Source organism: Rhizobium sp. BIGb0125 (assembly GCF_024810055.1).
In the GTDB taxonomy this organism is placed as follows: domain Bacteria; phylum Pseudomonadota; class Alphaproteobacteria; order Rhizobiales; family Rhizobiaceae; genus Agrobacterium.
Genome location: NZ_JANUDV010000005.1, coordinates 384,052 through 396,308, shown reverse-complemented (window position 1 = coordinate 396,308; position 12,257 = coordinate 384,052). Strand labels below are relative to the sequence as shown.

Sequence of the window (12,257 nt, the reverse complement as noted above, 5' to 3'; positions counted from 1 at the left end):
ATGGCGAAGATCCTGCCGCTTGGTGGCGACGTAGACTGGCCGGAAGACGAAGGCGTACTGGGTGTTGTCGGGGTTGCGCCGTGGGCGACCATCGAGTTCTTGCGCGCCTTCTACGCTCTTGTTCCAGCCACCAAGGACTGGCATTTTCCGCGAGTCATCACGGATACCAACACCAAGTTGCCAAGCCGGGGCCGTTACTTCCAGCTCGGAGAGCGTGACCCTTCGCCTTACATAGCTGAGAATATTAGGGAATTGGCGGATTTGGGTGCGACGGTCATCGTCCTGCCCTGCAATACCGCGCATCTGCTCTATGACCGCTGGGCGGTAAACGCAGCTGTTCCAGTTCCTAATATCGTTGAGGAAACCGTTGCCCTTGCCCGCCATGAGCAGGCAAAGCTGGTAACGCCTTTCACCTCGACGTCGCTTGCCGATTTCGATCTATACGGTGCAGTAATCGAAAAGCAGGGCATGGCATGCCACCGTCTGTCGCCTGAGGACCAGTCGCTTGTTTCGCAACTGCTGGAAGAGGTGAAAGTTCACAGTGCGGTTGGGGATGCCAATCTGGAGCGGCTCGACCGCCTGTGTTCCAAACTGCGCCTGTCAGGGGTGGATACCATTCTGCTCGGTTGCACCGAACTGACCAGCCTCATGCCACGTTTTGCAAAGCATGGACTTAAGGTTTTCGATTCCAATCAGGCACTGGCTGGCAGTGCGTTCAGGCTTGTCATGGGGAAACAAAACCAGACCAATTCCGACACGACACCTTCAGCGCTTTCCGCCTGATGCGACAGCGATTATTCGACCAGCCTGACAATATGCTGGTCGAAAGCCACATCAGTTAGCCTGTCGCCAAAATGACCATCATAAGATGACACGATGATGCCCTTGGCCGCAGCGGCAACGCCTGCCGCCTCTCGTACTGTCGTTGCCGACAGAACGCGGCCCGTCGCCTCATCAAGCACAACTGCAGCATTGCCATTCGGCGAGGTCAGTCCCACAATCCCGTCACGGCGGTTCACCGCGATGGCTCCGACATAATTGGCCAGTTGTTCGGTCGTCTCCTCCGGCAGATCAATGAAGGTGATGTCCTCGCCCTTGGAGAAATATCCGGCCAGCGGCGGCAGGTCGTTGCGCGGTCCTTCGTATTGGCAGGCAAACCAGATGCGCCCATCCTCACCAAGATCGACGTGACGCGTGGAAAGCTGGCTCAACTTCTCCGGCATAGTGTGTTTCTGCACCAGATTCCCGCTTTTGGCATCAAGCAGCACCAGAGATGGCTGCATGCGGTCAATATTGAGTTTGGTGCGCCCGAAGTCTGGATGGGTTTCAATACCGCCATTGGCTATAACAAGCAGGTGTCCGTCATCGCTGACGGTCATGTCATGGGTGCCGATGCCATGTGCATCAAACTCGGCAATGCGCCTGAAACCGTCCCGCGCATCATAAAGGCCAATGACACCACGATTGCCCTCAAAATCGTTTTCGCTGGCGTAAAGAATGGAACCATCGGGCGAAAATTGCCCATGCCCGTAAAAGTGTCGATTTTCCGGGGTGTGCATGACAATGGGCTCGACACCACCGCCGGGGTCGAAGGCCATGGCAAAAGTACCGGGCCGGCGGGCAAACGCCACTGTCATGCCTGACCTGTGGCAGGTGGTCATGCCATGGGCACGTGCTGGCAATTTCAGCCGGTCGATGATCTCACCGCTCTCGCTCAATGTCGCAATGCCGTAGGAGCCATCGCGTGCCCGAAAGCCTGAGGCAAATACCGCATCAGCCCGCTCGAGCGCATAAAGTGAGCGCGGGCCAAGGGCTGCAAGGAAGGACGCACCGGCGGCTTTGATGAAATGGCGCCGGTCGATCAACAGAGTGCTTTTCGCGCCTGTCATCTTTGAGCCTCAGTCGCCATCAGAAAAAGAGAAACCGGAACTCAGACCGATAGCTCCGCCATACTGGTCGTTCAGTCGGTAGATGAAATCCCGGCCATTCAGCAGAAGGTAATCAACCTTGGCGCGTTGCTCGTCATTGGCCAGGGCCTTTTCGACATCGGGATCGATCGTGCCAGCAACCCGCACCATGGATTTGGCGAGAAAGTCGATGGAACCGCTGATCGAGCGTTGGTCGGATGGCAAAAGGTCAGCCATGCCGGCTGTTTTCATCAGGCTTTGCACGGCCGTGAGGTTATCGGCGATGCTTTTCCATGTCTGCCCTGAGCGCCAGTAGATCGCAGTGCGCGGAAATTTCACCTTTTCCGGACCCTTGTAGAAAGTCTCGATGCGCTGGTCACGAATGGTTTCCGAGCCGTGCACCAGAATGCCGAGCAGAGCGACGATCGCTTCCCGCTCATCACGGAATACCGGATTGTCCTGGCCCGGCTCTGTCCAGTTCTTTGCAGCACCCTCCGGCTCGTCCCACACGGCCTGAAGGTCCTTGGCAACATTGGCAATGTTGCCAGCAACCGCAGCACCGTATCTGCAACGAAAGCCGTCTTTTTCCTGTTGCAACGCTTCGGAACCGGTGCCGTAAAGAACAAATTCCAGTGCGCCCAGACCCTGCGCGGCAACGCTTTTGCCCTTCAGCGTCTCCGCATTTGTGACGGCCTCGTCTTTTTCGGTCAGATAACGCTGAACCTGCTTGAGACCGAGGCCCTTGCGATCAGGGTAATACAGAATACGCTCAAATCGGTTCTGCTCGATGACCGGGCCTACACGGACGATTTCGATCGTCGACCACTTCTTGACTGTGTCGGCAAATGCAGCGGTAGCAGCGTCCAGCGTTTCCTGTGACGGTGCCGCACACAACGCTTTCATGTTGCCTTCCAACGACGTCGCAGACACCGCAAGCGCTGCATAACCCGGCCTGATAAAACCATCGACAGCCTTCTTCATGATGACCCGCACCTTGGCAGGATCAAGCGGCGGCGGTGGAGAGAGTTCCACATCCTGCGCTTTGGCGTTAAACGCCGTCAGAACCAGCATCATTGGCAGAAGGGACAAGGTTTTTCGCATGACAGGTCGCATCAAAGGGACTCCAGAAACGCCAGCAAAGCCTGCCGGTCAGATTTTTGCAAGGCTGCAAATGCATCCCGTGCGGTCTGCGCTTCTCCGCCGTGCCACAGAATGGCTTCGGTCAGGTCGCGCGCGCGCCCGTCATGCAGATAAAACGTATTTCCATTGACGGTCTTCGTGAGACCTATGCCCCACAAAGGCTGTGTGCGCCATTCCCGGCCGTTTGCCTCGCCCACCTGCTGCCCATCGGCCAAACCATCTCCCATATCGTGCAGCAAGAAGTCGGAATAGGGCCAGATAAGCTGGAAGGCTTGCAACGTGTCGGTGGCGTCACGGCGCGTGACATATTTCGGCGTGTGGCAGTCCGTGCAGCCGGATGTGTAAAACATTTCCTTGCCGCGCAGAACCTCAGCGTCACTCACCTTGCGCCGGGCAGGGACGGCAAGATTTTCGGTATAAAAGGTCACAAGATCCATAACAGGGTCCGGCGCTTCGGTGGTGCCCAACCGGGGTTGAACACCGGTCGGCAAGGCAAGACAGTCGGTCTGTGCGGGTGCGCAGTCACCATAGGCATTTGGTCTGTCCGGCGTGGAAATGCCGATGTCATGGGAGAATGCCGCTGCGCTCTGGTCACGCACATTGGCGCTTTGCGCTTTCCAGCCAAAACGGCCGAGTTTAAGATCGCCCGTTCTTTGGTCTCGCACCCAGGCAGGTTGGCCGGAAATGCCGTTGCCATCCCGGTCTTCAGGGTCGGCCTTGGCCAGAATATCGTCGTCGTGGATGGCTTCGATCAGCCCCAGACCAAGTGTTGGCTGCGCAATGCGTGCCGATAGGGTGGTGGCGGGATCTAGTGGACCATAGTTCGGCCCGTCAATGCCATAGGTCGGCTTGCGCAGTGTTATGATTTCACCGTCACCAAGTACAACCGGCATATCCTGATAGGTAACGGTCAGCCGTCCTTCGGATTTCAATCCGGGAATGGCGAGGTTCTGTAATTGCCCGCCATAAATTGGATCGGGAAAATTCAGGACATCATGGCGAGCGATGGCGTCCCGTTCGGACTGGCTTGATGCTGTGCGGGCCAGCCGCAGAAACATCGAAACGGCGTCCTCTCCCTCGCGGGGTGGGCGGCCGCGCCCGTCATTGACGTGGCAACTCTGGCACGAGCGAGCATTATAAAGCGGCCCCAGACCGTCTGACGCCTGTGTGGAGGAGGGTGAGGACACCCATAATTTCTGAAATAATGCGTTGCCGAGCTTGAAGTCCTGCCGCCGCTCGAACGGCATATTGGCGGAAAAATGCGAAAAGGCGCCGCTATTTGGTTTTGCCCGGCTGGTGGTTGCTCCGGCAGACATCGCTTCAAAAGGTTCCGGCTTTGAAAAGTCCACCGTCGGTGCCGTGACCACACTCACGCGGTTGCGGTCTTCGTCTGAAAGATCGCTGCGCAACGCGGAGGTTTTGTCATCGGCTAAGGAAGGGCGCAGCAGGCTTGTTGCCGCCAACGCACAAAGAAGCAACCGGGAGGGCCGGAAATGGGACATGGGGGGACGGGGCCGCACAGGATATGTGCGGCCCTCCTCATTCTTACTGGAAAACAGCGTTCGGGTTGTCGAGGCTGTCAGAGCCTTCCAACTCGATCTTGCCGAGGTCGAGGGCAGTGATCACGCGCTCGATGCTCTTGGTCTGATCAACGAGACCGTCGATTGCTGCCTGAACAACGGCATTGCCTTCAGCGTTGCCTTCACCAATCATCTGGTCATAGGCTTCGCCGGCTTCAGCGCGCTTTTCCATGGCATGCATGGCGTCCAGCGTCTTGTTCAGCTTGCCCTTGACCTCTTCGTCCAGCGCCTTGTCCTTTTCCGCGACCAATTCGGAAACGGAAGGACCGGTCAGCTTGGTGCCGTCCACGCGGGTGTATTCACCGGTGTAGGCCGAAGCGATGCCGATAGCATCGTTCAGATGCGAGGCATGGGTGTTGTCGGAGAAGCAATCATGCTCTTCTTCGGGATCGTGCAGCAAAAGACCAAGTTTCATGCGCTCACCTGCCAACTCACCATAGGAGAGCGAACCCATACCGGTCAGGATGGCAGTGATGCCCGCCTTGGGATCGGCTGTGACATTCTTGGTGGCTTCACCTTCCGGTGCCCAGGCGGTGACCATATCCTGCAGGTCAGCAACCAGCAGCGTGGTTGCAGCCTTGAGGTAGGCAGCGCGGCGGTCGCAATTGCCGTTGGTGCAATTCTTGGTGTCGTAGTCGGTGTAAGGGCGGTTGCCTGCACCAGAGCCGGTGCCGTTCAGATCCTGTCCCCACAGCAGAAACTCAATGGCATGGTAACCAGTGGCGACGTTGGCTTCAACTTCACCGGCTTCATGCAGGCTCTGCAGAAGCTCTGGTGTGATGTTGGTGGCATCAACATCTTCGCCGCTGATTTTCAGCGTCTTGTTGGCGATCACATTGGCAACATAAAGCTCGTTTTCATCGCTTTCAGTGCCGTAGGATGCGTCGACGTAATCGATCAGGCCTTCGTCCAGCGGCCAGGCATTGACCTTGCCTTCCCACTCGTCAACGATCGGGTTGCCAAAACGATAGACTTCTGACTGCTGGTAAGGAACACGCGCCTTGATCCAAGCGACGCGGGCGGCTTTCAGCGTATCTTCGCTTGGTGTCGCGATCAGCGCGTCTACAGCCTTTTCAAGTTCCTTCGCCGTGTTCAACGAGTCTTCGAATTTGGCATGTGCGAGCTCCGCATAATGCTTGACGACAGCAGCCGGGTCGGTCGCTGCACGGGCAGGAATAGCGGTAAATGTGGCCGAGGCGGCCAGAAGCGCCAGGGTGGCGCCGAGAATGGATTTGCGGATCATGGTCCCTCCTTTTGCGACGCTAATATCCTGCGCCGCGGGCAGCCGAGTTCTGAACCAATCACAAACCTGTGTCAAATTATCTAGTTTAGAACCTTTTCAAACAGAAGGGTCGAATTTGACACCCGTCATTTTGACGGGCGTCAAATGCTCGAGATCAGGCGGATTTCTGCATCGCGCAGAAAAAGAAGCCGTCAGTATCTGTTGAAGCAGGTGTCAGTGTAATGGTGTCGCCATCGGACGAATGCGGGCGTTTGCCAGCCTTTCCAAACAGGCTGTCCCACTGTGTAAGTGCCGACTGAATGCTGAACTCTGGGTTCTCTGCGCAGAAATGCCGGACCTGGCGTTCGTTTTCCTGCGGCAGAACCGAGCAGGTTACATAAAGCAGGAAACCGCCGGGACGCACGAACGCCTTGGCCTGTTTCAGTGCATCGTTCTGCTGTTCGACACGCTCGTCAAGATTACGGGTGGTAATGCGCCATTTGGTGTCCGGGCGTCTGCGCCAGGTACCGGTGCCTGTGCAGGGCGCATCGACAAGCACACGATCAAATTTGCCAAGGAATGAATTAAGGCCCGCGGCGCGATCATGGACCTGCACGTTGCGGGTTCCGGCGCGCTTGAGACGCTCGATAATCGGCGCAAGCCGTTTCCGATCAGTGTCAAAGGCGTGAACCTGGCCCTTGTTGTTCATGGATGCGGACATGGCCAATGTCTTGCCGCCGCCGCCAGCGCAATAGTCGAGAACCTGTTCGCCCTCTTGTGCACCGGCCAGATCGGCAACGATCTGGGAACCTTCATCCTGCACTTCGAACCAGCCTTTCTGGAAGGAAAGTTCGGCCGTGACATTTGGCAGACGCGATGGGCCTGTGCCTGCGGGAATTCGGATGCCCTGCCGTGCAATCAGCGTCTTTTCCGCCCCGGCGTCGTCCAGGGCCTTCAGAACCTTTTCACGGGTAGCTTTCAAGGTGTTGGCACGCAGATCGAGCGTTGGACGCTCATTCAGCGATTGTGCCTGCTGCAGCCAGCTTTCACCAAACGCTTCCTCAAACGAAGCCTGCACCCAGTCAGGAATATCACCTTGAATATGTAGGGGAGCATCGGAAAGGTTCCGCGATTGAAATGCATTGAGTGCACTGTCGGACAGCGCCTCAGGTGCAAACTTGTCGCCATCGAACTCGGCCCGCAATGCGTCTGCGGTCATGTTCCATTGGCGTAGCATCACACCGTAACCCAGCGCGGTTGCGCTATCGTCGTCCATCAGCCAGGCGTGGGAGAGTTTCATGCGCAGGGCATCGTAAACGATGTTGCCAATGGCTGCCCTGTCACCGGAACCTGCAAAACGATGTGCAAGTCCCCAATCCTTCAAGGCGTCGGCCACAGGGCGCTTGCGCGTCTCGATATCGGCCAGTACCTCGATTGCCCCGGCTAAACGCCCGCCCAAACGCATATGCTACCTCTCAACTATGATCGTCTGGTTGGTAGCGGTGAATGGCGGCGAGAGCAAGGCTTTCGAGTTGTTTACCCGATTTACGGGTAAAGCCGTATTATCAGGGCTTAGCTGATGATCTGGTAGCAAACTTTTGCAGTGCCGGAGCTGACCATGCCGATATGCTGGGCGGCAGCCTTGGAAAGATCGAGAACACGACCCTTGATGAACGGTCCACGGTCGTTGATGCGAACGATCACAGCCTTGCCGTTGCGGTTGTTGGTAACCTTGACCTTGGTGCCGAACCGAAGCGAGCGATGGGCAGCCGTCAGGTTGGATGGGTTCATGCGTTCACCGGAAGCAGTCTTCGAGGTTAGTGCGTACCAGGATGCCCCGCCGCAGCCGTTTGCTGCATTGGCTTGAAGTGGAGCAATAAACGAACAGCAAACTATAGTCGCAACGGCGATAGTCTTGTGGCCGATCTTCATCAAATTGTGCTTCCCTTTATCATCAGCGGGCGCCGGTTGATCTGTGCGGCGCTTAGAAAGGGCGAAAAATGGCAAAAAAGAGCCTTTTTCTAATCACGAAATATAAATGACTGTAATAATCATGATTTTATCGTGATGATTGAAAATGTTGAGCTTTTTGAGAAAGGGTGAAAAATTTCTTTAGAATCAACAGCAAATTGAAAAGCAATTGCTAACAAATTTTAAGGCCTGACCGTTCACAAAACTGTTATGAAAAAATTTTCCAAGACTGTGAATCTGGCGCCCTAAATCCGGTTTAACCAAATCTTAATGTGGCAAATTCTTGATAAATTCATCCGCTAAACTGGCTTTGGATGAATTTTTCATGCCAAAACAGCCACTGGATTCAGCCATCCGCTGACCCTTGCCAGACCTTGTCGTCCCACATTTGCAGTAACGACATCCGGTAATCCGGGTAGCGAAATTCAAAGCCCATCTGTTGGATACGACGATTGGAGACGCGTTTGTTTTCGCCGTAGAAGGAGCGGGCCATCGCGGAGAGTTCAGCGGTTTCGAAATCCTGCTCTGGAGGTGGCTCAAGCCCCATCAGTTGAGCAGCGTAGGTCACAACATCCTGTGGCGGGCAGGGCTCGCTATCGGTCACATTGAAGATACCGTCAGCCTTCCGGGCAAAAAGCAATGCACATGCCGCACCGATGTCCTCCACCCGAATGCGATTGAAGACCTGATCCTTTTTGACCAGCCGGCGTGCTGTTCCGTTTTCCAGGTTTCGAAATGCATTTCGACCCGGACCGTAAATGCCGGAAAGCCGCAAGATCGAGAGTGGCAGGCATGAGGTTTTGGCCTGCGCCATCCATGCGTCCTCTGCCGCCACTCTTTGAACTGAGCGAACCGAGACCGGACGGCAAGCTGTGTCTTCGTCCACCCATTCTCCGCCGTGGTCGCCATAAACGCCAACTGTTGACAGGTAGCTTACCCATTCCAGTTTCGGCATCAGGCTTTGCATCGGTGTGTTGCCGATAAGGGATAACAGCGGATCACCAGCGTCGTTCGGTCCGATGGATTGTATGAGGTGAGTTACACTTGAAAATGTGTCACGCAATGCGTCACTCAGCTCTTCTCCGTTAAAAATAAAGGGCTTTATGCCGATTTTTGCAAGCTGATCGGCCTTGTCGGCTGTGCGCGTTGTGCCTGAAATTTGCGAGACATGGGCTTGAAGGTTGGTCGCTATCACCTTGCCGGAATATCCGGCTCCCAAAATCATCGCATGCATTATAGTCTTATGCTCCTGCCAGTCGCCATTCTTCAAGCACGTCCGGATCATCTTCCGGACCGCGTGTTGCAGCGTAAGAGTGGAACGCCTGTTTGTCCATCAGTCGCGACAAGGCCCAAACGGCCATGCCACGCACATCAGGCGAGGGATCTTTCACGAGATCAAGACATTGGTCGACAAATGTCGGGTCACCGGAATTGCCTGCTGCAATCAACACATTGCGAATGAAACGGTTGCGACCGATACGTTTGACCGGAGAGCCGCTAAAGAAGGTGCGAAAGGTCGGATCATCAAGCGTTAGCAGGAAGGCGATGGATGGTTCGCTGAGGTCGTCACGTGCCTTCAGCTTCATTTCTGATGCACTTTGCGCAAACTTGTTCCACGGACAGGCCGCAAGACAGTCATCGCAGCCATAGATACGGTTGCCGATCAGTGGACGGAAGTGAGGGTCGATGATGCCCTTGTGTTCAATCGTCAGGTAGGAGATGCAGCGGCGGGCATCCAGCTTGTAGGGCGCTGGAAAGGCGTCGGTCGGGCAGGCATCTACGCAGGAACTGCAAGACCCGCAGTGATCACGCTCAGGCCCGTCAAAATCCAGTTCGGCCGTGGTGAACAGGCTGCCGAGAAATAGCCAGGAACCATGCGTGCGGCTGACGATATTGGTGTGTTTGCCCTGCCAGCCGATACCGGCCGCCATCGCCAGCGGCTTTTCCATGACAGGTGCGGTATCGACAAACACCTTCACATCCTCACCGGCACGGGCAGCAAAGCGTGTTGCGACCTCCTTTAGCCGGCCCTTGATAAGGTCGTGATAGTCGCGGTTGCGGGCGTAAACAGAAATTGCAGCCTTGTCCGGCTTGTCCAGCAGATAACGCGGGTCTTTATCCGGACCATAATTCATGCCGAACATGACGATGGAGCGCACGCTTTCCCAGAGGACACGCGGGTTGGCGCGTCGTTCTTCCGTCTCAGCCATCCAGCTCATGGTGCCGTGGTAATCGGCCTCCAGAAAATCTCTAAGCCGCGCTGGCGCCTGCGGAATACTGTCAGGGGCGGTGATGCGACAGAGATCGAACCCGACTGCCGCTGCCTCCGAGCGCACAAAAGCCGTCAGCTTCGCGCGGCGTTGGCTGTCGCGGTCATTTAAGGGCGCTGTTTGTGTCACCGGGTCAGAAATCGAGGTCCGCATAGTGTGAAGAAGGTGCAAGGCCACGGATCCGTTCCCCGAGCATCGGGCGGAAGGACGGTCGGGACTTCAGCCTTTGATACCATTCCTTGGTAATGGGGGATTCGAGCCAGTCGATCTCTCCCAGATAATCCAGCACGGAAACACCAGCTGCCGCCGCAAGGTCGGCATAACTCAGACGGTCTCCGGCAAGCCAGGTCCGTGAGCCGGACAGCCACTCGAGATAACGCATATGCTGGCGAATGTTGGCGCGTGCGGTGCGCAGCAGTTTGGAATCCGGGGCCCCACCGCCCTGTGCGGCGGTCATCTGCAGTTTATAGACACGTTCCCGTACCAAGGGGCGGGTGACGTCATTTTCCATCTTTTGAAGGAACCATTCGGTCAAGCGGCGAATTTCGGCGCGCTGGAACGGGTCTTCGGCCAGCAGACGACGATCTCTTTTCAGCACACCGTGGGTTTCGTCCAGAAACTCGGCAAGCACATTCGGGCCGCAAAGTACTCTCATATTATCATCAACATACACCGGCAGCGTGCCGGCCGGGTTGAGCGCCAGAAATTCCCTACGCTTCTCCCACGGCTGCTCCTCCACCAAATCGCACTGAAAGCCGTATTCTGACAGAATAAGACGTACAAACCGGGATGCAGTAGACATCGGTGAATGATAAAGAGTAGGCATTGATGCTCGAATTTAGAGATTGGTGATTTGTGAAAAGCTCGTGCTGCAGTGCTGCAAATATGCGCCTGTGGCAAAAGCTATAAGAGCTTAGCTATTTCAAAACAAGTTTAAACCCAAGAGACCATCATCCACATTCTCCCCGGCATATAAAAGGATTGCACATGGCGGACCAATCGATCATCAGCGCGTTGCTGCTTGGTATCATAGAAGGCTTGACGGAGTTTATTCCGGTTTCGTCTACCGCACATGTGCTGCTTGCCGGACATTTCCTCGGTTTCAAGTCTCCTGGCAATACATTCGCAGTTTTGATCCAGCTTGGTGCGATCCTGGCCATCCTGCTGGTTTATTTCCAAAAACTGCTGTCGATTGCCATGGCTCTGCCGACAAGTGCCAAGGCTCGCCGCTTTGTTCTGGCGGTCCTGCTGGCTTTTCTGCCAGCTGCCATCATCGGTGCCTTTGCCCATGATTTCATCAAGCAAGTGCTATTTGAAACGCCGATGCTGATCTGTGTCGTGCTGATCATCGGCGGCGTTATCCTGCTGGCCGTTGATCGCATGACGCTGACGCCGAAATATACCGACGTCATGGACTACCCGCCGTCACTGGCCCTCAAGATCGGTTTCTTCCAGTGCCTGGCGATGATTCCCGGAACGTCGCGTTCCGGTGCCACCATCGTTGGTTCGTTGTTGATGGGGACTGACAAGCGCTCTGCGGCAGAGTTTTCATTCTTCCTGGCCATGCCGACCATGCTCGGCGCCTTCACACTTGATCTCTACAAGAACCGCGACGCACTGAGCTTCGATGATGGTGCGCTTATCGCCGTTGGCTTTATCGCGGCCTTCGTGTCCGGTCTTTTTGTGGTGCGTTCGCTGCTTGATTTCGTGTCGAAGCGTGGTTTCGCCGTCTTCGCCTGGTGGCGCATACTGATCGGCACCATAGGTCTGATAGCTCTTCTGACGGTAGGCTAAATTTTGAGAACAAAACCAAGCTGGATGTGAAGATCATGTCTGGCCCGGTGGATACCAGAAATGCAAAAGCCTTTCCTGTTTCATTAAAACGGGAAAGGCTCAAAATGGCGTCAACGATGAAAATACCGTGCGCCGTTCGTCAAACCTGAAAATCAGATGTGGTTTAGTGGATTGCACCGGTTGCGCAGGGATCCACACCGTAAGCCGGGGCGCATTCACTCTTTCCGGCGGCCACAGTACCCGGCGCCATGAAAGAACCTGCCAGAACTACCAATGCCGCACACGCAAAAAACAGTGCGATAGACCTGCCCATTATATATGCCTTTCAAATGATATTGCCCACATGACGGGTCGTCCATCTTGGGGATGCGAG

The 12,257-nt window shown here is 55.7% G+C and carries 11 protein-coding genes; 2 read left to right on the top strand and 9 right to left on the bottom strand.

The genetic code is table 11. The features are described from left to right. A complete protein-coding gene (locus M2418_RS16275; protein ID WP_259147835.1) occupies window positions 1–783 on the top strand; it encodes an aspartate/glutamate racemase family protein in 783 nt (260 codons plus the stop codon). A gap of 11 nt (window positions 784–794) precedes the next feature. Here the strand turns inward: M2418_RS16275 and M2418_RS16270 are convergent, their stop codons facing one another. From M2418_RS16270 to M2418_RS16230, 9 genes are all read right to left on the bottom strand, one after another. Next, on the bottom strand, window positions 795–1,889 hold the full coding sequence (locus tag M2418_RS16270) for a DUF1513 domain-containing protein (RefSeq protein ID WP_259147833.1): 1,095 nt from the start codon (window positions 1,887–1,889) through the stop codon (window positions 795–797). Between the two features lie 9 nt (window positions 1,890–1,898). Continuing rightward, window positions 1,899–3,020, bottom strand: coding sequence for an imelysin family protein (locus tag M2418_RS16265; protein ID WP_259147831.1), 1,122 nt, complete (start codon window positions 3,018–3,020; stop codon window positions 1,899–1,901). Then, on the bottom strand, window positions 3,020–4,549 hold the full coding sequence (locus M2418_RS16260) for a di-heme oxidoredictase family protein (RefSeq protein ID WP_259147829.1): 1,530 nt from the start codon (window positions 4,547–4,549) through the stop codon (window positions 3,020–3,022). Before M2418_RS16260 ends, M2418_RS16265 begins: the two co-directional genes overlap by 1 nt. A gap of 43 nt (window positions 4,550–4,592) precedes the next feature. Then, window positions 4,593–5,870, bottom strand: coding sequence for an imelysin family protein (locus M2418_RS16255; protein WP_259147827.1), 1,278 nt, complete (start codon window positions 5,868–5,870; stop codon window positions 4,593–4,595). A gap of 154 nt (window positions 5,871–6,024) precedes the next feature. Then, a complete protein-coding gene (locus tag M2418_RS16250) occupies window positions 6,025–7,314 on the bottom strand; it encodes an RsmB/NOP family class I SAM-dependent RNA methyltransferase (protein ID WP_259147826.1) in 1,290 nt (429 codons plus the stop codon). 107 nt (window positions 7,315–7,421) lie between these two features. Further along, window positions 7,422–7,781 (bottom strand): septal ring lytic transglycosylase RlpA family protein, encoded by a 360-nt coding sequence (locus tag M2418_RS16245; RefSeq protein WP_192487804.1) that lies wholly within the window; start codon window positions 7,779–7,781, stop codon window positions 7,422–7,424. A gap of 385 nt (window positions 7,782–8,166) precedes the next feature. Beyond that, the gene (locus tag M2418_RS16240; protein ID WP_259147823.1) at window positions 8,167–9,054 is read right to left on the bottom strand and encodes an SDR family oxidoreductase; all 888 of its coding nucleotides are present in this window, start codon (window positions 9,052–9,054) and stop codon (window positions 8,167–8,169) included. Window positions 9,055–9,061: 7 nt separating this feature from the next. Further along, the gene (gene queG, locus M2418_RS16235; protein ID WP_259148033.1) at window positions 9,062–10,243 is read right to left on the bottom strand and encodes a tRNA epoxyqueuosine(34) reductase QueG; all 1,182 of its coding nucleotides are present in this window, start codon (window positions 10,241–10,243) and stop codon (window positions 9,062–9,064) included. Continuing rightward, window positions 10,224–10,916 (bottom strand): glutathione S-transferase family protein, encoded by a 693-nt coding sequence (locus M2418_RS16230; RefSeq protein ID WP_259147821.1) that lies wholly within the window; start codon window positions 10,914–10,916, stop codon window positions 10,224–10,226. The genes queG and M2418_RS16230 overlap by 20 nt, the downstream gene beginning before the upstream one ends. Window positions 10,917–11,077: 161 nt before the next feature. On the opposite strand from M2418_RS16230, the gene M2418_RS16225 reads away from it, so the two are divergent. After that, on the top strand, window positions 11,078–11,884 hold the full coding sequence (locus M2418_RS16225) for an undecaprenyl-diphosphate phosphatase (protein ID WP_259147819.1): 807 nt from the start codon (window positions 11,078–11,080) through the stop codon (window positions 11,882–11,884). Window positions 11,885–12,257 lie beyond the last annotated feature (373 nt).